This window comes from Enterovibrio norvegicus, from assembly GCF_002876705.1.
Classification (GTDB): domain Bacteria; phylum Pseudomonadota; class Gammaproteobacteria; order Enterobacterales; family Vibrionaceae; genus Enterovibrio; species Enterovibrio norvegicus_B.
In genome coordinates this window covers 492,702-512,721 of sequence record NZ_MDAG01000013.1, presented here as the reverse complement: position 1 = coordinate 512,721, position 20,020 = coordinate 492,702, and the positions used below count along the sequence as shown (strand labels likewise).

General features: G+C 46.8%; 17 protein-coding genes, 1 tRNA gene and 1 riboswitch. Of the genes, 12 read left to right on the top strand and 6 right to left on the bottom strand.

Annotation, left to right across the window (positions count from 1 at the left end; translation table 11 throughout):
- Positions 1 to 126 precede the first annotated feature (126 nt).
- A tRNA-Asn gene (locus tag BCT27_RS09780) sits at positions 127 to 202 on the bottom strand.
- 935 nt (positions 203 to 1,137) lie between these two features.
- Between BCT27_RS09780 and BCT27_RS09775 the strand changes: the two genes are divergently transcribed.
- Together BCT27_RS09775 and BCT27_RS09770 are read left to right on the top strand one after the other, a co-directional pair.
- A complete protein-coding gene (locus BCT27_RS09775; RefSeq protein WP_198597535.1) occupies positions 1,138 to 1,911 on the top strand; it encodes a class II aldolase/adducin family protein in 774 nt (257 codons plus the stop codon).
- A 59-nt stretch (positions 1,912 to 1,970) separates the two neighbouring features.
- Positions 1,971 to 3,146 carry a mandelate racemase/muconate lactonizing enzyme family protein gene (locus BCT27_RS09770; RefSeq protein WP_017010089.1) on the top strand — a complete coding sequence of 392 codons (1,176 nt, stop codon included), beginning with the start codon at positions 1,971 to 1,973 and terminating at the stop codon, positions 3,144 to 3,146.
- 112 nt (positions 3,147 to 3,258) lie between these two features.
- Here the strand turns inward: BCT27_RS09770 and BCT27_RS09765 are convergent, their stop codons facing one another.
- Entirely contained in the window at positions 3,259 to 4,104 is an 846-nt protein-coding gene (locus BCT27_RS09765; protein ID WP_102317773.1) for an amidohydrolase family protein, read from the bottom strand.
- Positions 4,105 to 4,106: 2 nt separating this feature from the next.
- On the bottom strand, positions 4,107 to 4,835 hold the full coding sequence (locus tag BCT27_RS09760) for an SDR family NAD(P)-dependent oxidoreductase (protein WP_102260298.1): 729 nt from the start codon (positions 4,833 to 4,835) through the stop codon (positions 4,107 to 4,109).
- 194 nt (positions 4,836 to 5,029) lie between these two features.
- Here BCT27_RS09760 and uvrB point away from each other — a divergent pair, with 194 nt between their 5' ends.
- The 3 genes from uvrB to BCT27_RS09745 all read left to right on the top strand — a co-directional run bounded on the left by uvrB (position 5,030) and on the right by BCT27_RS09745 (position 9,166).
- Positions 5,030 to 7,054, top strand: coding sequence for an excinuclease ABC subunit UvrB (gene uvrB, locus BCT27_RS09755; protein WP_017010086.1), 2,025 nt, complete (start codon positions 5,030 to 5,032; stop codon positions 7,052 to 7,054).
- A 304-nt stretch (positions 7,055 to 7,358) separates the two neighbouring features.
- Positions 7,359 to 8,813 carry a quorum-sensing sigma-54 dependent transcriptional regulator LuxO gene (gene luxO, locus BCT27_RS09750; protein WP_017010085.1) on the top strand — a complete coding sequence of 485 codons (1,455 nt, stop codon included), beginning with the start codon at positions 7,359 to 7,361 and terminating at the stop codon, positions 8,811 to 8,813.
- A gap of 2 nt (positions 8,814 to 8,815) precedes the next feature.
- Positions 8,816 to 9,166, top strand: coding sequence for an Hpt domain-containing protein (locus tag BCT27_RS09745; RefSeq protein WP_102395663.1), 351 nt, complete (start codon positions 8,816 to 8,818; stop codon positions 9,164 to 9,166).
- On the opposite strand, the gene yvcK is transcribed toward BCT27_RS09745, so the two are convergent.
- Positions 9,159 to 10,049, bottom strand: coding sequence for a uridine diphosphate-N-acetylglucosamine-binding protein YvcK (yvcK, locus tag BCT27_RS09740; RefSeq protein ID WP_017010083.1), 891 nt, complete (start codon positions 10,047 to 10,049; stop codon positions 9,159 to 9,161). The genes BCT27_RS09745 and yvcK overlap by 8 nt on opposite strands.
- 184 nt (positions 10,050 to 10,233) lie before the next feature.
- Positions 10,234 to 10,800, bottom strand: coding sequence for an LON peptidase substrate-binding domain-containing protein (locus tag BCT27_RS09735; protein WP_026024593.1), 567 nt, complete (start codon positions 10,798 to 10,800; stop codon positions 10,234 to 10,236).
- A 500-nt stretch (positions 10,801 to 11,300) separates the two neighbouring features.
- Positions 11,301 to 11,436: riboswitch (molybdenum cofactor riboswitch) on the top strand.
- Between BCT27_RS09735 and moaA the strand changes: the two genes are divergently transcribed.
- The 5 genes from moaA to moaE all read left to right on the top strand — a co-directional run bounded on the left by moaA (position 11,425) and on the right by moaE (position 14,129).
- Positions 11,425 to 12,411, top strand: a complete 987-nt coding sequence (gene moaA / locus BCT27_RS09730) for a GTP 3',8-cyclase MoaA (RefSeq protein WP_102395673.1) — start codon at positions 11,425 to 11,427, stop codon at positions 12,409 to 12,411. (Overlaps the previous riboswitch by 12 nt.)
- Positions 12,412 to 12,449: 38 nt before the next feature.
- Positions 12,450 to 12,962, top strand: coding sequence for a molybdenum cofactor biosynthesis protein B (gene moaB, locus BCT27_RS09725; RefSeq protein ID WP_017010079.1), 513 nt, complete (start codon positions 12,450 to 12,452; stop codon positions 12,960 to 12,962).
- A gap of 3 nt (positions 12,963 to 12,965) precedes the next feature.
- The gene (gene moaC, locus BCT27_RS09720) at positions 12,966 to 13,445 is read left to right on the top strand and encodes a cyclic pyranopterin monophosphate synthase MoaC (protein WP_017010078.1); all 480 of its coding nucleotides are present in this window, start codon (positions 12,966 to 12,968) and stop codon (positions 13,443 to 13,445) included.
- A complete protein-coding gene (gene moaD, locus BCT27_RS09715; protein ID WP_017012809.1) occupies positions 13,442 to 13,687 on the top strand; it encodes a molybdopterin synthase sulfur carrier subunit in 246 nt (81 codons plus the stop codon). The genes moaC and moaD overlap by 4 nt, the downstream gene beginning before the upstream one ends.
- A 1-nt stretch (position 13,688) precedes the next feature.
- A complete protein-coding gene (gene moaE, locus BCT27_RS09710) occupies positions 13,689 to 14,129 on the top strand; it encodes a molybdopterin synthase catalytic subunit MoaE (protein ID WP_102395662.1) in 441 nt (146 codons plus the stop codon).
- Between the two features lie 142 nt (positions 14,130 to 14,271).
- Here the strand turns inward: moaE and BCT27_RS09705 are convergent, their stop codons facing one another.
- Positions 14,272 to 16,785, bottom strand: a complete 2,514-nt coding sequence (locus BCT27_RS09705) for a glycosyl hydrolase family 18 protein (protein ID WP_102395661.1) — start codon at positions 16,783 to 16,785, stop codon at positions 14,272 to 14,274.
- 839 nt (positions 16,786 to 17,624) lie between these two features.
- Between BCT27_RS09705 and BCT27_RS25645 the strand changes: the two genes are divergently transcribed.
- Together BCT27_RS25645 and BCT27_RS09700 are read left to right on the top strand one after the other, a co-directional pair.
- Positions 17,625 to 17,783, top strand: coding sequence for a hypothetical protein (locus tag BCT27_RS25645; protein WP_017010074.1), 159 nt, complete (start codon positions 17,625 to 17,627; stop codon positions 17,781 to 17,783).
- Positions 17,784 to 18,377: 594 nt separating this feature from the next.
- The gene (locus tag BCT27_RS09700) at positions 18,378 to 20,015 is read left to right on the top strand and encodes an ABC transporter substrate-binding protein (RefSeq protein ID WP_102317769.1); all 1,638 of its coding nucleotides are present in this window, start codon (positions 18,378 to 18,380) and stop codon (positions 20,013 to 20,015) included.
- Positions 20,016 to 20,020 lie beyond the last annotated feature (5 nt).

Below are 20,020 nucleotides of genomic sequence, written 5' to 3'. Positions count from 1 at the left end.
GTTCTTCGAACCAATCACGAAAAGTGGCTCCCCCTGTGAGACTTAACGGGGCCGCCTAGGCTTGCGACATATCGCGAAGCGATACACTCAAACCCGTGATTCGTTCTTCGAACAAACCACGAAAAGTGGCTCCCCCTGCAAGACTTGAACTTGCGACATACGGATTAACAGTCCGCCGTTCTACCAACTGAACTAAGGGGGAATTTCTCAAAGCGGGGCGAATCTTAGCTATCACCCTGATGGCTGTCAACACTAGAAACAGCACAATTTGCTGTTTTTAAATCATCTGATTATTCGGCGATCAGAGTTGGCTGTTTTTTTGTTCTGTTGACGCAATATGAGGCGTATTTTCTTTTGGATCACTCGACATTAAAAGATTTCTTGGCGTATTGATGATGCTCCATTTTTTTTGAAGAGACAGAAATAACGATACTGGGCTTGGCGACATCTTTGTGGTTTCGGTGACGTCACATCAGCGATATTGATGTTGGGGAAATACTAAAAGACTTAGATTGGTCAAAAAACGAACGCATGTGTTGGTGGTGGTTTGTGAGAGTGACGCTTTTGGGGGGATTTGACTGACAATTGGCGAAAGAAAACTTTGTGATGCACCTCTCATTGCCTGTTTTGATGTGTGATCGCTCTATTTCAGCGACTTTGAATTAAAAATGGATTGACTTTGATGAGTGCTTTTAGTTTCTGGCTTGGCAAAGGTTACCCACAAATTCTGTGGATAACTATGTTAATCACGGGTTTTATCCCCTAATTCGTCAAGTTTGGTTTTGCGCCTTTCAGTCGGCTTTCTCTCCATTATTAAGAAAAGCGCCGATCACACAGCAGTTTGCAACACCCATGTAACCAATGGATCCTTTTCATTACAAAATGGAGTTGTACACATGGAAGCTCTCTTTTAAAGTGATGAAAGGATCAACAAAGAGGCGAAGGGCTTCTTTCTCTTCTCCGTATTTTCTTCATGATTACTCAACACTGTTCCATTTTCTTACGTGTTGATTTGCAGCACTTAACCAAGTGAGAGAAGCTAAGAGGGGTAAGCAAGGTGAAAGACGCCAAGCAACTGTGCGTAAATGACAAACGAATACGCGTAAACAACAAGCAAATACACGCAAACAAAAGGACATGATTGTGGAAGCCCTACCTAAATTAGCCCTCAAAGGGAAAGTCAGTGATGTTGAATGGCAGCAGCGTGTCGATTTGGCTGCGTGTTACCGCCTTGTCGCAGACATGGGGTGGGGAGATCTTATCTATACACACCTCTCTCTCCGCATTCCTGATACCGACACTTACCTCGTCAATGCGTTTGGCGTTGCTTTTGATGAAGTGACGGCATCGAACCTTGTTAAAGTCGATCTAGACGGCAACATTCTTGATGACACGCCTTTTGATATTAATCCTGCGGGTTTCACGATTCACAGTGCGATCCACGAAGCACGTCCTGATGCCCATTGTGTGATTCACTTACACACCAACGAAACCATTGCAGTCGCTACGCAGAAAGACGGGTTAAAACCGCTTAGCCAATATTCTATGTTTTCTCTGCCTTCACTGTCCTATCACTCCTATGAAGGCCTGGCGGTTAACGATGCCGAAAGAAAACGACTTCAACGTGATTTAGGTGACACCAACCATATGCTGTTAGTTAACCACGGTGGACTCACGCTAGGGCCTTCAGTGGGTGATGCCTTCATGCGTTTTTATGACATGCAGCGAGCGTGTGAAGTGCAATTGATGCTTCAAGCCGCCGGCCAAGACGTGGTCGCTGTGCCGCAATCCATTCAAGATAATATCTTTGCGCAGGCGAAGGTCGTGCATTCCGGGGCGACAGGGGGGCAAAAAGCATGGCCTTCCTTACTGCGCAAAGCGTGGCGTCTCGACCCAAGTTTTATGGAATAAGAATCTATACCCATCGTATTGTGTGGGTGTAGAAATTGATGAATTCAAGGAGAGAATAAATGAAAGTCACGTCAGTAGAAGTGTTTGATATTCATTGCCCAGAACGCCCACCGTGGAACCCGGTGTTTGTGCGTATACATACCGACGAAGGGATCAGTGGTGTGGGTGAAGCTGGCCTTGCTTACGATCTAGGCCACAGTGCTGCTGCACATATGATAAAAGAAATGGCGGAAGCCTTCTTGATTGGCCATGATCCTTTCCAAACCGAACAGCTTTGGGCGCGTATGTTGCGTGAAAGCTTTTGGGGATTAGGCGGTGGCCCAGTGGTTTATGCCGCAATGAGTGCCATTGATACCGCACTTTGGGACATCAAAGGTAAAGCACTGAATCTACCTGTCTACCAACTGTTGGGTGGTAAGGTAAATGACAAACTTCGTACCTATGCTTCCCAACTTCAGTTTGATTGGGATAAAGACTTCAAAGCACTTTCAAAGCCAGAAGAATACGCAGAAGCGGCATTAAAGGCCGTGGCAGAAGGCTATGACGCGGTGAAAGTCGATCCGATCATGTACGACAAAGATGGAAACACGTATTACGAACGTACAAAAATCATCTCGCGCGCTGAAATGAAGCTTTATCGTTCTCGAATGAAAGCCATTCGTGATGCGGTTGGCGATGAAGTAGACATCATCTTTGAATGTCATAGCTTACCGGGTGCGACAACGGCGATTCAGTTGGGAGCGATTGCGGAAGAGTTCGACTGTATGTACTACGAAGAGCCAGTGAATTACCTCAATCACTCATTGCATGCGAAAGTCGCTGACAAAGTAAATGTGCCTATTGCGGGTGGCGAACGTCTTTATAACCGCTGGCAAGTAAGACCGTACCTAGAAGACCAAAGTGTTGATGTGTTACAGCCTGACATTGGTTTGTGTGGCGGTTTCACGGAAACCAAAAAAGTGTGTGATTACGCTGATATCTTTGATGTTCGCATTCAAGCGCACGTATGTGGTGGCCCGGTGGCTACGGCGGCGTCATTGCACCTTGAAACCGCGATTCCTAACTTTTTAATCCACGAGCACCACACCTATGCGATCAAATCGTGGAACCGTGAATTGTGCCTTCAAGATCCGCAGCCGAAAAATGGCTTCTTTGAAGTCTCTGAAGCGCCGGGTATTGGCATTGAGTTGAACGACGAGATTGTAATGCGATCGCCAAGATTGACGATTAAATAAATCATATAGCACCAACCACTGAGTGCGACATATTAAAAGCCCCTGCCAAACTGGCGGGGGCTTTTTGTTTTATTTCCCGAAGACGGATAACGCAGAGAAGACGGGATCTGAACTAAAAACGATAGAACTGTTGAGCGTTAGAAAAGCAAAGCTTCGCCATGACTTCTTTCGTGAACGGTAAAGATGCATATTCCTGCCATACCTCTTTGTATGTCATACGCAGCTCGCTCAGTGGGAAATTACTTGCAAGCATGACTTTATCTTCACCAAACCAATTCATCAGTTCTGTGATGCGATTCGCCACAGCTTCTACGCCATAGGTGCGGTTCGTCATCTCCCAGCCAGACGCTTTGATATACACGTTAGGTTGAATGGCAAGACTTTGAAGATTCTTAGCCCATTGTTCATGATCGTTTTCAGGTGGGAAACCAGCATGGTTAAAGGCAGTACGTAGTTTGGGCGTTTCATTGCAAAGAGACAGGAAAGCATCCATGGCATTGCCATCTGCACCGTCAAACTGGGCTTCAAATATCAAGCCTGAATCCGCGATAACACGAAGGTTGCTTATCACCTGAGGGTCTCGGAGTAACTGTGCGGCATCTTCATCAAGGATATGGCGAACACCTGCCGCTGATTTGTGGCGCCTTAGCTTTGCGAGGTGCTGAGTGAATGTGTCTGAATCTAACGTCAGGTCAACACAACCGATGCTTCGAAAAGGCATGCGTACAGTGTCTTCCAGCCATGCGATCTCTCGCCACGGCTCTTCATTGTCAAAGCCAGCTTCCACGTGGAGAAAACCTTCGATCTTGTGATCGTTGTTCAAGACCAAATCAGTTTCCGCCCAATCACGGCAAATCGTGACTTTGTCATCCCAGTTGGGTGGATTTCCTTCCCTAAGCCAACCGTATTTACCGCGCTGTAAATCAATAAGATGGAGATGAGCGTCAATTATTCGCATTATTATTGTGCCGTATAGCCGCCATCTGCGGCATGTAAACTGCCCGTAATAAAGCTGGCTTTATCACTGGCCAAGAACACAACCAAGTGGGCAATCTCTTCTGGTTGAGCAATTCGCCCTAATGGTTGAAGCTTGCCTTCTTCTTTATGTATTTCTTCTTTATCTGCACCAGACCGTGCGCAGTAAGCATTTATTGCATTGTGGTAGAGCGGCGTTTCCGTTGTGCCAGCGCATACAGCGTTGGCGCGAATATTATATTTCGCATAGTCAATCGCGGTTGTTTTCGCCATTGATGCAATTGCGTGCTTACTTAAGTTGTAGGCAAAAGAGTTAGGTTTCGCCACAGTGCATTGATCTGACCCAAGTAAAACAATGCTCCCTTTTTCAGCCACTTTCATGGCTGGGAGGCAGGCGCGGATAGCGTGATATGCGCCTTTCACATTGATATCTAGCACACGGTCCAAATCCGCTTCTTCGGTGTTTTCAATGGTTGAGCTGAAGTGAATGCCAGCATTGCATACGAGCGCATCCAGTTGCCCTTCGTTTTCCATCAGTGTCTCCACTGCGTGTTGCAACGCTGTCGCGTCCGTTACATCGCACGCCAGCCAGTGTCCCTTCGGGCCTTCTTGACGGTCAGCGTTGTAAACGGCGTAACCTTCTTCAATGAACCCCTCGACGATGGCAAGACCAATGCCTGCGGAACCGCCGGTCACGAGTGCGACTTTTTTCATTTTTATTTTCCTCAACACTGATGCGCTACGTGAGCGCGAGATGTTTGGATCATCCTTGGTAATAAAAATATGTCAATAAAGGAGAGAGAGCAGAGAAAATCGAAGCCACTGATGCACTTGCTGGCTTTGTCAGTTGACTTACCTCGACGAGGGCGCAAAATGGGAGGTTTGGTAAGCATTGTCACGGACGCGTCATGGGCAAGAATTTCAAACTCCATTCCCCCTTTAAACCCTCAGGTGATCAGCCGACGGCGATTAACCAACTGCTTGAAGGCTTGGATTCCGGTCTCGCGCATCAAACGCTATTGGGCGTAACGGGTTCAGGTAAGACCTATACGATTGCGAATGTGATTGCGACGGCTGATAGGCCGACTATGATCATGGCGCCCAATAAAACCTTGGCCGCTCAGTTATACGGTGAAATGCGTGAGTTTTTCCCAGATAACGCGGTTGAGTATTTCGTGTCTTACTACGATTACTATCAACCTGAGGCGTATGTTGCGTCGACCGATACATTCATCGAGAAAGATGCGTCGATCAATGAATATGTCGAGCAAATGCGTCTGTCGGCGACGAAAGCACTGTTGGAAAGACGCGATGTGATCATTGTTGCATCGGTGTCTGCGATTTATGGTTTGGGTGATCCTGATTCTTACTTGAAGATGATGCTGCACTTGCGCCGAGGTGATGTGATTGACCAGCGCAGCATACTGCGACGTTTGGCTGAGATTCAGTACACCCGAAATGACCAAGCCTTCACGCGAGGTACGTTTCGTGTTCGTGGCGAAGTGATTGATGTCTTCCCTGCCGAATCTGATCGTGATGCCGTGCGCATCGAGCTGTTTGATGATGAAGTGGAAAACATCAGCATTTTTGATCCACTGACGGGATCCATTTCTGAGCGAAACTTACCGCGCTGTACGATTTATCCGAAAACACACTATGTGACGCCGAGAGAGCGTATTTTGGAGGCGATCGAGCACATCAAAGAAGAGCTGGTTGATCGCAAGAAGGTACTGTTAGAAAACAACAAACTCATCGAAGAACAGCGCATCTCCCAACGTACCCAGTTTGATATCGAAATGATGACTGAGCTAGGTTATTGCTCTGGCATCGAAAACTACTCGCGCTATTTGAGTGGTCGTGCGAATGGCGAGCCGCCTCCGACCTTGTTTGACTACCTGCCCTCTGATGGTTTGCTGATCATCGACGAATCGCACGTCACCGTGCCTCAGATTGGCGCAATGTATAAAGGTGACCGATCTCGAAAGGAAACGTTGGTGGAGTATGGTTTCCGTCTTCCTTCTGCGCTCGACAATCGCCCAATGAAGTTCGATGAGTTTGAAGCGCTCGCACCGCAGAGCATTTATGTTTCCGCTACGCCTGGTAAGTATGAAATAGAAAAATCAGACGGCGAGATTGCGGATCAGGTTGTGCGTCCAACAGGCTTGCTTGATCCTTTGATTGAAGTACGCCCAGTGGCAACACAAGTGGACGATTTGCTGTCAGAGATCCGAATTCGAGAGAAGATCAATGAACGCGTATTGGTCACGACACTGACTAAACGTATGGCGGAAGACCTGACCGAATACCTTGAAGAGCATGGTGTACGCGTCCGTTATCTTCACTCTGACATTGATACCGTTGAACGTGTCGAAATTATTCGCGATTTACGTCTTGGTGAGTTTGATGTGTTGGTCGGCATCAACTTGCTTCGTGAAGGTTTGGACATGCCAGAAGTGTCGCTGGTGGCGATTCTGGATGCTGACAAAGAAGGTTTCTTGCGTTCTGAGCGTTCACTGATTCAGACGATTGGTCGTGCCGCAAGGAACTTAAATGGCCGCGCCATACTCTATGGTGACAAGATCACAGGCTCAATGGCCAGAGCCATTGACGAAACAGAGCGTCGTCGTGTCAAACAGGAAGCGTACAATGAAGCGCATGGTATTACGCCACAACGCTTGAACAAGAAAATCATGGATGTGATGGAAATGGGCGGCAAGCGTAAGTCGCATAAGCCAAAAGTCAGCACAAACTTGAAAGCCGTTGCAGAAGCGGATGCGGAATACAGTACCAAGTCGCCACAGCAGATTGACGCACAGATACAATTACTAGAAAGCAAAATGTACGAAGCTGCACAAAATTTAGAGTTCGAAACGGCGGCATCACTGCGTGATGAGATTGCGGCGTTGAGGAATCTGTTTATTCAAAACAGCTAAAAAAAAAGCCAACCGGAAAGCATTCGGTTGGCTATCTTGTTTCAGTGAACGAAGTGCTCACAAACAACGTCAGTTGGCTAGGTGACCCCGAAGGGTCGATGTATATAAAGCACATACCGTGCCAGCTTTAATTATCAAAGAATCAGTCAATATATTGCGGATTTTGTTCATTTATTTGCAAAACCTTTTGCAATTTGCAATGCAAAACGCACCCAAAACAACGTTGTGAGAGAAAATCAGCGTTATACTTGGGCAGTATTTTAAATATTAGAAACAGTTTTTAGGGATCTAAGCCGAGGATCGAATGCAAGAATCTGGCGCTAAAAAGCGAATTTTGATGGTAGAAGATACTGCCTCTGTCGCCGCACTGTATAAGTCCTATTTGAATCCACTCGACGTCGATGTCGAGATAGCAAGCACAGGCCAACAAGCGATAGAGCATTTTGCAGCAGGGCATCAGTTCGCCTTGATACTGCTTGACCTTCGCCTGCCTGATATTTCTGGTTTTGAGGTATTGGCGGAAATCCGTAAACACCAACCAGACATTCCTGTGGTGATCATGACAGCCCATGGCTCTATTGATGCTGCGGTGGAAGCGCTACGCTATGGTGCGAGCGACTTTTTGATCAAACCTTGCGAAGCAGACTTGTTGCGTGTCACGGTCAACAAGGCGCTTAAACCGAAGAGCATTGTCGACGGTAATAAACCGGAGGGTGCTTACTACGGATTCATAGGCCGAAGTGTGCCTATGCAGGCCGTGTATCGCGTTATCGATTCTGCAGCGCCGAGTAAGGCGACCGTCTTTATTACGGGCGAGAGCGGTACAGGTAAGGAAGTGTGTGCCGAAGCGATTCATGCGGCCAGCACACGCGCGAAGCATCCGTTTGTCGCGATTAACTGTGCTGCCATTCCAAAAGACCTCATTGAGAGTGAGTTGTTTGGTCACGTGAAAGGTGCCTTTACCGGTGCGGCGGCAGAACGCGAAGGTGCGGCTGAAATGGCCGACGGCGGTACCTTGTTCCTTGATGAGATCTGTGAAATGGACTTGGATCTTCAATCCAAGTTATTACGCTTCATTCAGACGGGCACGTTCCAAAAAGTGGGTTCTTCCAAGGTCAAACAGGTCGACGTTCGCTTTATTTGTGCAACGAACCGAGACCCTTGGAAAGAAGTGGTAGCAGGAAACTTCCGCGAAGATCTTTACTACCGCCTCCACGTTATTCCTCTGTCTTTGCCGCCACTGCGTGAGCGTGGGGCCGATGTTGTTGAGATTGCTCAATCCTTATTAGTCATGTTCGCGATGGAAGAGGGGAAGGACTTCCGCGAATTCAACGACGAAGTCACACAACGCCTGTTGACCTATGATTGGCCCGGCAATGTGCGCCAGCTTCAGAACGTGATCCGTAATACTGTTGTGCTTCATAATGCACGTGAAGTCACAGAAGAAATGCTTCCTCCACCGCTTTCTAACGTTTCTGGTGTCAAAATTGCATCTCCTTTCGTGAGAAGTAACGCCACATCGACGATTGCACCTGCTCACGATGACAATGTCGCATTTAATTCGACCCTGCCAAAGCAAGGTTCAGTGACTAAAGCAGACATTGAGCCTCTATGGCTTACTGAGAAACGTGCAATCCAGATTGCGATAGATGCCTGTGATGGCAACATCCCACAAGCCGCTGGTTTGTTGGAAGTCAGTCCATCCACCATTTACCGTAAACTGCAGAGTTGGCAAGAATCACAAGAAAAAAGGAACTAGGTATGGCGACGACAGTGAATCATGAAACATTACGGCGATTGGCTGTTGAAGTTGGCGAAGAAACGGTATCAAGCCTTCTCGTTGTCTTTAGCGATGAGCTTAGCCGTTATTATGATCAACTCGCAGAAACGCCAAGTACGAACCAAGTTCGTGAAATCAGCCATGCAATTAAAAGCAGTGCTGCCAGCTTTGGCGCTGATGAATTGGCAGAGCTAGCCCGTGAATGTGAATCACGCGTAAAGCTCGGGCAGGAATCGTGGGTGCATGAACAGCTTCCTCGACTAACGTCAATGCTTCAAGGGACAGCCTCTGAATACAAAGCGTTAGCCGATCGGGAAAATTTGTTCAACTAACCATGATGTCTTTAATGGCCTGCGACAACCTGTCGCGGTCATGACGCCACTGGTGGTTTGCAGACGCTAATTCTGCATCCACCTGTTGGTAAACCTCGTCTAATGTGTCATCGGTGTTCGGACCGAGAACAACATCAATCTTTCTCCCACCCATCGAACGTTCGCACCACGTTAACATTGTGTCTAACGACATTTTCCCTGCAGGTCCTGCTTCTTTCCCCAAATTTCTAACGAACACTATCTTTGCAGTTGTGGTTTTGAGTGCGCGATTTATTTCGGGTAAAAGAAGGGGTGGCATGATGCTCGTTAAAAAGCTACCTGGCCCTAAAATTACAATGTCTGCTTCTTGAATCGCGCAGACCGCTTCGCGCGTTGCTGGAACAACAGGCTCAAGCATCAAACGCGCTGGTGGCTCGTCCAAATCATCAACATCCGTTTCACCAGATATCATCAAGCCTGAATGGGTTTGTGCGGCGAGATCGGCCGGGTGTTCTGACATGGGAACGATTTGTGTGGAAACCTTGAGCATGTCTCGAATCAAGTTGATTGCTTCAAGAGGGCGAATCGACAAGTTGTCTAAGGCGGTCAGCATAAGGTTGCCGAGGTTATGGCCATTGAGTTCGCCATTTCCTCTAAATCGGTATTCGAAAATCATAGAGCCGATAGACGGTTCGGTGATGAGCTGATTAATGCAATTACGTGTGTCGCCCCAAGCAATACCACCTTGGCAGGCACGAATGCGACCTGTTGAGCCACCATTATCTGTGGTGGTGACAATGCCAGTCACATTATCGCCAAATTCACTAAGTGCAGAAAGAATGCGGCCAAGCCCGTGTCCGCCGCCGATGGCGACGATTTTTTGTTGTTGGTTGTTATTGTTCATTGAGTGCCATTAACCGTAGAACCTATTAAAAATAATAAGGTATAACTCGAAGAAACATGACAATCTTCTTCCTTTAGACTGTGTTTTTTGAACGGGTGGTCACGCGGAGAATAAAAAAAGACCAGCGAAAGGCTGATCTTTTTGGGTTTTTTAGCTGTGAGATTAACGTGTTGATGTAAGCAAATTAATGCGGGTCTTTCATAAGGCTCAACAAGTATTCACAGGTATCGCTGCACGAATTTGCCGCCATGAGCACTTGTTTTTCGCTGGCCGGAATGGGAAGCAATTCTAACCAGCGTTGGCACAACCAAGTAAGGCTCTCAAAGTGCGGACGCTTGTGCAATGAACTCAGTTCAGGGTAACGATCGAACATGATTTGTAAACGCTCTGCCAGTGGTGCAGCATCGTTGCTCACTTCACGCTCTGGCCATGTTGGTAAGGTCTGACAGACTGCAACAACAACGCCTTCTTCATTTTCTTTGATACTGTCGATAACAAAACTTTCGTGTCCACAAACGGTGATGGTTAGTACGCCATCTTCGCCTGAGGTATTAAAGTCTTCAACAGTGACACGCGTACCGATTCCTGCACCAATCGGACTCGTTTCATCCATGCATACTCCAATATCCAATCCATGCTGCATTGCATATTTCACGGTATTGAGTTGCTCTCCCGGCACCACACGCAGTGGAAGTCGGCCAGAAGGGAGGATATGACGATTATTGAAAAGTATAGGTAGAGTAATGGTCATAGTGAGCTCCCAGTCAATTTTTGTCTGAGCGTGTGACTGCCGTGGCAATGGTCTTTGTGATTGCCCCTACACGCTTCCTTCGTTATTCATTTTTCATTCGGAACTGCTTGTGTACCCATCACTGCAAATTCGATGCCTATTTTTTTTAACGCAAGACGGCTGGTTTAACAGACGACGTTTGCATTTTGCATTTCGAAATTGCGATACCTTTGTCATTTGACACGCAAAGGCCATCTACCTTGTCTATCAATCATAGAGGTTTAAACCCGTGCGTGTATGAGTACAATCCGTTTTATTGTTTTGGTATGTCCTTAACGGCAATAAGAAACTGCCGCAATTCGATTGTGCTTTAAGGTTAATGGTCAGATCTGTATGTGTTTTGAGACGGTAACAAAATAGTTATTGTTCGATAATATAATGAGAAAAGCGTCACCAATTCTTGTTTGCTCACCCCAAGGTTTGCTAAATTGGTGGAGATTGCTGACGCTTTTTGATTTTTTCAGCAGTCGTAACTCCGAAGCCTCTGTCCCTAAGTTCACCAGAATACGGGGCATTGGCCGTGACATAAGGTCACCAGGGCGGTCATAGAAATGTGCCCGTCTCCCGATATTGGAAAGGTGTTTCGTGACAGTACAATTTGAAGATTCCTACAGCCGTAAGTTTTATTACTTACGTTTGTCTATTACTGATGTTTGTAACTTCAGGTGCACCTATTGTTTGCCTGATGGTTATAAGCCTGCCCATAAGAATTCTGGCTTTCTGTCCATTGACGAACTGAAACGTGTTGTTTCAGCGTTCGCGCATTGTGGTACGTCAAAGGTACGTATTACTGGCGGTGAGCCATCACTTCGCAAAGATTTCACAGATATCCTTTCGATGATTTCTTCTCAAGAAGGCATTGAAAAGGTCGCCATGACCACCAATGGATATCGACTTGCAAAACATGCGCAATCTTGGCGTGACGCGGGACTGACGAACCTTAATGTCAGTGTCGATAGTCTAGACGCTCGCATGTTCCACCAAATCACCGGTGAGAATAAATTCCGCGAGGTGATGGCGGGCATTGATGCAGCATTCGATGCAGGTTTTGAACAAGTCAAAGTGAATGCGGTTCTGCTGAAAGATCTCAATAGCAGTGAATTGCCTGCTTTTCTCCGTTGGATCAAAGACAAACCTATCCAGCTTCGTTTCATCGAACTGATGCAAACGGGCGACATGACTTCGCTTTTTGGAAAACATCACCAATCGGGTGTTTCTATCCGGAACCATCTCATTGCGAATGGTTGGCTAATGAAAGTCCGAGAGCGCAGTGATGGGCCTGCGGAAGTATTTTGCCACCCAGACTATGTGGGAGAGATCGGCCTGATCATGCCGTACAAAAAAGATTTCTGTGATTCTTGTAACCGTCTGCGAGTGTCGGCGCTTGGCAAACTGCACATGTGTTTGTTTGGTGATTATGGTGTTGAACTGCGCGATTTGTTGCAAGAAGACAAGCAAGAAGCGGAATTGATCGCGCGTATTCAAGGTCAACTTGCAGATAAGAAACAAAGTCATTTTCTCGACCAGGGACATACCGGCATGACGCCGCACCTGGCATCCATCGGCGGTTAATACCGTTAATAGACATTACTCGTTGAGGTTCACATTTTATGGGTCACGCTGTCACTGAATTTTCGCCAGCTAACATTGCCGTATTAACCGTTTCAGATACGCGCACAGAAGAGAATGACACGTCGGGTCAGTTCTTGGTGGATGCATTAAAAGAAGCCGGGCACACACTGGCAGACAAGAAAATTGTTATCGATGATATCTATCAACTCCGTGCGATTGTGTCGCAATGGATTGCAGATCAAAACGTGCAAGCTATCTTGATCACCGGCGGTACAGGCTTTACGTCTCGTGATAGCACGCCAGAAGCGATCAAACCACTTTTCGACAAAGAAGTGGAAGGCTTTGGTGAATTGTTCCGTGCTATCTCATTCCAAGAAATTGGCACATCTACCATTCAATCTCGCGCGATTGCGGGCTTTGCTAACCACACAGTTATCTTCGGTATGCCTGGTTCTACGGGTGCGTGCCGTACGGGTTGGAACGGCATCATCAAGCAACAGCTTGATGCGAGCCATCGCCCATGCAACTTCATGCCGCACTTAGGTCAATAACCCATGAGTCAGTTCACGCACATTAATGCTTCTGGTGAAGCCAACATGGTGGATGTGTCTGCAAAAGCAGAAACCGTTAGAGAAGCGCGCGCTGAAGCTTACATCGATATGGCACCAGAAACCCTTGAACTGATTGTTTCGGGTTCGCACCACAAAGGCGATGTGTTCGCGACTGCCCGTATTGCGGGTATTCAAGCAGCAAAACGCACGTGGGATTTGATCCCGCTTTGTCATCCACTGATGCTGACGAAAGTGGAAGTGCAGCTTGAAGCCTTACCCGAAACGTCACAGGTGCGTATTGAATCTGTGTGTAAGTTAAGCGGTAAAACCGGTGTTGAAATGGAAGCACTGACGGCTGCATCTGTCGCGGCATTAACCATTTATGACATGTGTAAAGCCGTGCAAAAAGACATGGTCATTGGCCAAGTACGTCTGCTTGAGAAAACAGGCGGTAAATCAGGACACTTTAAGGTAGAACAATGATACGAGTGCTTTTTTTTGCGCAAGTAAAAGAACTGGTCGGCATGGGTTCTCTGGAACTTGAAGGCACATTTTCTACCGCAGAAGAGATTCGCTCGCATCTTGCGACTCAAGGCGACAAATGGTCACTTGCGCTAGAATCGGGCAAATTGCTGGTGGCCATTAACCAGACGATTTCTCCGCTAACAACCGCGGTTTCTGATGGTGATGAAGTGGCATTCTTCCCGCCAGTCACCGGAGGTTAATATGATTTCAGTGCAGTGTGACGACTTCTCTGTTGCAGAGGAATACCAATGGTTGAACGACAATGCCAGTGATGGTGCTGTTGTCACTTTTGTCGGCAAAGTGCGAGACATGAACCTGGGTGACAATGTGACAGGCTTGACCCTAGAGCATTACCCGGGCATGACCGAAAAGTCACTTGAAGAAATCTGCAACGACGCCAAAGCGCGCTGGCCGTTAGGTAAGGTGCGTGTGATTCACCGTGTAGGTGCGTTGAATCTGGGTGACCAGATTGTGTTTGTTGGTGTGAGCAGTGCTCACCGCAAAGCCGCGTTTGATGCGTGTGAGTTCATCATGGATTTTCTAAAAACCCGAGCACCGTTCTGGAAGAAAGAAAAATTGGTTGATGACGAGCGTTGGATCGAAGCGCGCGACAGCGACGATGAAGCCGCGAACCGTTGGTGATTCAACGATCCTGAACTGAGTTACGACGGAATAAACAATAAAAAGGGATGCAGTTGCATCCCTTTTGCTTTGTGGTTCTCTAGAGAAAGTTACCTGAGCAAGACGACGCTCTCTAGGTAACAGCCTTCAGTTCTAAGTACCATTACTGACAGTTAGCAGCACCTAACTCTTTCCAAACACCCCATTGACCGGTTGTGCCTGGCTCTTCGTTTTGCGTCCACCATTTCGCCGAGTATTCTTTGCCGTTGTGAGTCACGACATCACCAGAGTTATATACAACACCTTCTTTCCAAGCATTTGCACACACAGGATCATTCGTGTTTTTCGCGACAGTGACTGTCACTGAAGCACCATCGTCCAATTTTCCATCAGACACGGTAACAGCAAAGGTGAAGTTCTTCGTTGTTGCATAGCTGTCGGCAACAAAAGTAAGAGACGCACCGTTAACCGTCGCGTTTACGCCTTCTGGGATGTACCAGTTATACGTTAGGGTATCGTTTTCAGCATCGGTTGAAGCACTTGCATCAACAAGGACAACATCGCCCGCTTTTACTACGCCAGGGGCCGAAACCACAGCAACAGGTGCAGTGTTAACTGGATCAGTGCCACCTTGTTTCTTCGCGGTGACTGTCACAACGTCTGATGCTTTCGCACCTTCGTTGTCAGTCACGGTCAGCGTGAAAATAAACTGCGTATCAACGGTGACAGCAGGAATCTCCGCAGAAGCGACTGATGCGCTCGCATTGGTCAACGAAACACTTGGACCGGACGTTTGTGCCCAGCTGTATGAAACAACCTGACCGTCTGCATCCGAAGAGTTTGAACCATCCAGAGCAACAGCGCTTGCTGCATCGACGGCAACGTCAGCGCCAGCATTTGCTACAGGTTTCTTGTTCAATACTGGTGGTGTGCCAGTCAAAGACTCTTGCATCGCGTTAAGAATATCGCCGTTATCCGCATCGATTTCCCATGCGAACAGACCAGCAAGACCCAATGAGCGCACGTAAGCACCTTTTGCCATGACAGAACGCTTATTGTCATAGGTGACTAGGTCGCCGTTCGACGGATCCCATGCCCATGGTGCTTCAGCGATTTCGTCATAACCGACAACAACACCTGCTTTGTTCTCATAGTCTGAAACAATGTCTTTGTAATCGATGACACCCGCTTCCCACGAACCTGCAATTTTGCCATTACCTACGCCCGTCATTGGGTTTGAAGGATCAGTCATGCTTGCTTCAGTTACACCCGTCCAGCCTCGGCCATACATCGCTGCACCAACAACAAGCTTGTCTGCAGGCACACCTTTTTCCATGAGTAAGTTGATGCCGTTAACGGTTGAGTAAGCAGGGCCTTTACGTGGTTTGCCTTCGTCGTCAAGACCGATGCCAGCACATTCGTCAGCACTGATGTGGCTACCACAGTTAAGGGCAGTCTGGTGACCTACCACGTTGTTCCAACCACCGTAGTAGTCGTAAGTCATTGCGAAGATGTAATCCATGTACGGTACAGCTTCCGCATAGTTGACGTCTTCAATCTTGTCGTAACCCACACCCACGGCAGAGGTTAGTTCGTACGTACGACCTGTATCGGCGGAAAGCTCATCCAACATGGCACGCAGTTCGCGCATCAGAATGGCATAGGCATCACCGTCTGACGGATCGCCAAGATTAGGGTTAGCGCCTTGGCCACCTGGATATTCCCAGTCAATGTCTACACCGTCATAGAATTTCCACGTTTGAAGGAAGTTCTTCACAGAGGCTACGAAAACATCACGGTTCGCTTTTACGCCAAAATCATAGAACGGGTCTGAAAGTGTCCAACCACCAATAGAAGGGAGGATTTTCAGGTCGGGATAGCGCTGCTTTAGCGCCATGATCTGACCGTAAGTACCTTTGTAAGACGAAGAGTGGCTTTGACCTGATTGTGGGTGAGGCATTTGAACCGCCGCCCATGGGTCATGGATAACCACTTCATAGTCAGGCATACCTGCACATGCACGGTTCAATGCGGCAAGTGGGCCATCTTCTAAAGAGGGGTTGTTCCCACAGATTGGCACGAAGCCATAAATGATGTGAGTCAGATTCTGAGCGGGTATTTTGTCGACAGGGAATTTCCGGCCGTACACGCCCCATTCCACAAAGTAAGCACCAACGACAGTATCAGCGGGTGTTACATAACTGCCGTTGTTCGGATCGACATTCATGGCGAGTGGTTCGAGGTGGCTACCATCAGTGTCAGCAACAAGAATTTGTTTTGGCGCACTTGGCGTACAGGCCTGTGCTGCGCCAGTGCCGCTACAAAGTTCGACAACCATGTCGTATTTGCCGCCTTTTGCGACTTGCAGAACAGTTGATTCTTTTTGGCTGGCGGATGGTGTCACGCTGGCTTCATGCGCAACGACGCCGTTCAATAATACACGCCACGTATCGCCAGGTTCGCCTGACCAACGATCCCAAGTGACAGGCACTTCTGCGAAAGGTTTTACAGTAACAAGATCTTTGTATGCAGAGGCAGCGTCGTTCACTTCGATGATGGAGAAGTTCGATTCCATCCAAGAAATCTGAGGAGCACCAGGCGCAGCGATTGCGGGCAATGCTAAGGCGCTCGCAATTGATGCAGAGGCTAGTCCTCTAAGAAATACACGTTTGTTCATCCTTTTTATCCCTCAAAAATTTATATCGCGAAATATCTATTCACCGCGTAAATATGAGCCGTGTTTAATAAGCTCATCACAGATACTTGTTCTGAATGGGAAATATGGCAAAAAATCTCGACGAGGATTTAGAAGCAACAGAGATAAAGGATTAACAATCTCGTTACATTGCGGTTATTTTTCGGACAGGATGTCACAAAAAAACAGGACTTATTCACCGAGTGAAATTAAGAGGCAACACTTCAATGGCCGCTTTTTCAGTGAGGCGTTGGCATGTCAGACGTACTTTTTTTAGCGGGTTTTATTGAGTTTAAGATGAAAAAATAGCCTCTCAAAGAGAGGCTATCAGTCGATGTCTGGCTGTGTTTCAACGGCTACCTAGTTGCTTTTCTTCTTTTACCTGCTTCTTGGGAGCAGTGGGAATAAAGCCGTGTCGGACGCGAGAGCACAGGGGTCTTGAGTTGGCACCAGCGGGTCTCATTTTATCGTTTCTCTTTCTCTGATCGTTAATATAGTTAGTTGTTTTTTGCGAACAATGCACCTCTGTGACGAAAAAGCGAGGCTTCATTACATCGATACAGGCGCTATATTGCTCAAAAAATAAGACTTTAACAATTGAAACAGAGTCACTTTTGTGTTGATCGTGAATATATTCTAACCAGCAAAATTTTTATTCCGTTTAGTTATTAAAAACTTACCGATTGGGGGGAGTATGGCGTTGTTGTGGTCGACCTCTCAATGTGTCAAATGTGGATCAATCATGATCCTAGGCTTTGCTACGCTTAGTAAGCACTAGCAGTATTTGTGCCTGAGAGGACATTACAATCAGGAGGATCGCTATGGGACACAAACGCATTAGTAATAAACGTATGAAGCAAATGATGGATGACATCTTGCCGGAAGAGATGAAGCATCAAAAAGATGACTCGCTCGTAGAAGGGAAGAGTCAGAGCAAATCGGACGACAATGCGCTCGAACTTCAGGACCAGCAGAAATAGTTCTGTCGTCACATTCCAGAATGACATTCATAAAGAGCCAGTTAATCACTGGCTTTTCTTTTTATACGCAGAATGAAATGTTACGAGTTGTGTGTGTTTGTTGTTAATGCGCGCGGCGTTAATTAATTGAGTAAAAAATCAATATCCCTCCTTTAAATGCGTGTTCTACGCTAAATCCCCCTAATAACTATGCGTAAAAAATGATTTATTAGACATTTTTATTATCTTCCTGATATCGAGTTGTTAACGATTTTTGTTGTAAATAATTCATTCAATTGCAGTTTTTAATGCTTAATTAATGCGCTGATTAGGTTTTTTGTACGATTTTTCTCTTTGAATATGTGTTCGGTTGAAGTTTATGTTCACTTGTTGAAGATGAATTGGAGTTATGTGCTGGTATTTCGTCTAATGTTGGGTTTATGTGACTTTTATTGTGTATTTTGTGGCAAATTAATTTGATGCTTGGTAATGTTTCAAACAATTCTCCGTACAGTGTGCGAATTAGAATCGGCTCATTTGCTTCATTAAGACGATTTTTTTCATGCTGACAGAGAGTGCCATGGATGCAACTTAAGGATAGATTGGAGTATCTGCATGTATAAGAACAAAATCACTCAGGCGCTGTTATTGGGCGCAGGTATGGCAGTCACCGCCACGTCATTCACCGCAGTAGCAGATGTGCCTGCTGATGTGAAATTGGCTCCTCAACAAGAGCTAGTTCGTGGTAACGGTACCGAAGTCGCTTCACTTGACCCTCATAAAGTGGAAGGTGTGCCGGAGTCTCACGTTCTTCGTGACCTGATGGAAGGTCTTGTGATTCAAGATGCTTTGGGGAATACCATTCCGGGTACCGCTGAATCTTGGTCAACAGAAGATAACCAAACCTTTACCTTTAAAATTCGCAAAGACGCGAAATGGTCAAATGGTGATCCTGTCACTGCGCAAGATTTCGAATACAGTTTCAAACGTGCAGCTGATCCGGCAACGGCATCGCCATATGCTTGGTACATTGAATACACCAAGATGAAGAATGCGAAAGACGTGACTTCTGGCAAAAAGCCTTCGAGTGAGCTGGGTGTGAAAGCGATTGATGACCACACACTGGTTCTTGAAACAGATGTCCCATTGCCCTATTTCGTTAAGATGATGGCGCATACCACTATGTACCCAGTACACAAAGCGACCCTTGATAAGTTTGGCGATAGCTGGACGAAACCGGGTAACTTCGTCGGTAACGGCGCGTTTGTGATGAGCGATTGGGTGGTGAACGAAAAAATCGTTCTAGAACGTAATGAAAACTATTGGGATAACGCAGATACCGTTATCGACAAAGTGACCTTCCTGCCGATCGAAAACCAGAATGCGGAAATGAATCGTTTTCTTTCTGGTGAAATCGACATTACCTATGAAGTACCAAACGAACAATACCGTCGTCTTGCAAAGCAATATCCAGACAACATCGTCGTGTCGCCAAACCTGTGTACCTATTACTACGGTTTCAATACACAACGTGCACCGTTTGACGACGTTCGTGTTCGTAAAGCCCTGTCTTACACCATTGATCGTGACATCGTTGCGAATGCCATCCTAGGACAAGGCCAAAAGCCTGCATATGCACTGACGCATAGCGGTATCACAGGGTTTAACCCTGAGAAACCTGAATACGCGACAATGACGCAAAAAGAGCGTATCGCGAAAGCCAAAGAGTTGTTGGCAGAAGCCGGCTTCGGTGCAGATAATCCACTTGATTTCACACTGCTCTACAACACCAGTGAGAACCACAAAAAGATTGCTGTAGCAGCACAATCTATGTGGAAAAAATCGCTGGGCAACTTCGTTAGCGTGAATCTCGAAAACCAAGAGTGGAAAACCTACCTAGACAGCAGCAAGCAAGGCGACTTTGATGTTCGTCGTGCAGGTTGGTGTGCGGATTACAACGAAGCATCTACTTTCCTTGCCATTGCAATGACAGGAAATGGCTCGAACGATCAGAAGTATTCGAGCGCTGTCTTTGACAAAGCGATGAATGACGCGGTGAAAGTAGCGAAAACTGAAGAAGAACGTAACAAGTTCTATGCGATTGCCGAAGCGCAATTGGCGCAGGATATGCCGATTGCCCCTATCTACCAGTATGTTCAACCACGCTTGGTGAGCACGGCAGTAGGTGGCTACCCAGATCAAAACCCTCAGGACAATATCTACTCGAAAGATATGTACATTATCGCAGAATAATAGAG

Coding starts and splice junctions, on each gene's coding strand:
- BCT27_RS09760 (WP_102260298.1), bottom strand. CDS start 4,835: ATGAAAAAAGTCGCACTCGTGACCGGCGGTTCCGCAGGCATTGGTCTT.
- moaB (WP_017010079.1), top strand. CDS start 12,450: ATGGGTCACGCTGTCACTGAATTTTCGCCAGCTAACATTGCCGTATTA.
- BCT27_RS09775 (WP_198597535.1), top strand. CDS start 1,138: ATGATTGTGGAAGCCCTACCTAAATTAGCCCTCAAAGGGAAAGTCAGT.
- BCT27_RS09745 (WP_102395663.1), top strand. CDS start 8,816: ATGGCGACGACAGTGAATCATGAAACATTACGGCGATTGGCTGTTGAA.
- moaD (WP_017012809.1), top strand. CDS start 13,442: ATGATACGAGTGCTTTTTTTTGCGCAAGTAAAAGAACTGGTCGGCATG.
- BCT27_RS09700 (WP_102317769.1), top strand. CDS start 18,378: ATGTATAAGAACAAAATCACTCAGGCGCTGTTATTGGGCGCAGGTATG.
- BCT27_RS09765 (WP_102317773.1), bottom strand. CDS start 4,104: ATGCGAATAATTGACGCTCATCTCCATCTTATTGATTTACAGCGCGGT.
- yvcK (WP_017010083.1), bottom strand. CDS start 10,049: ATGAACAATAACAACCAACAACAAAAAATCGTCGCCATCGGCGGCGGA.
- moaE (WP_102395662.1), top strand. CDS start 13,689: ATGATTTCAGTGCAGTGTGACGACTTCTCTGTTGCAGAGGAATACCAA.
- BCT27_RS09735 (WP_026024593.1), bottom strand. CDS start 10,800: ATGACCATTACTCTACCTATACTTTTCAATAATCGTCATATCCTCCCT.
- BCT27_RS09770 (WP_017010089.1), top strand. CDS start 1,971: ATGAAAGTCACGTCAGTAGAAGTGTTTGATATTCATTGCCCAGAACGC.
- BCT27_RS25645 (WP_017010074.1), top strand. CDS start 17,625: ATGGGACACAAACGCATTAGTAATAAACGTATGAAGCAAATGATGGAT.
- moaC (WP_017010078.1), top strand. CDS start 12,966: ATGAGTCAGTTCACGCACATTAATGCTTCTGGTGAAGCCAACATGGTG.
- uvrB (WP_017010086.1), top strand. CDS start 5,030: ATGGGCAAGAATTTCAAACTCCATTCCCCCTTTAAACCCTCAGGTGAT.
- BCT27_RS09705 (WP_102395661.1), bottom strand. CDS start 16,785: ATGAACAAACGTGTATTTCTTAGAGGACTAGCCTCTGCATCAATTGCG.
- luxO (WP_017010085.1), top strand. CDS start 7,359: ATGCAAGAATCTGGCGCTAAAAAGCGAATTTTGATGGTAGAAGATACT.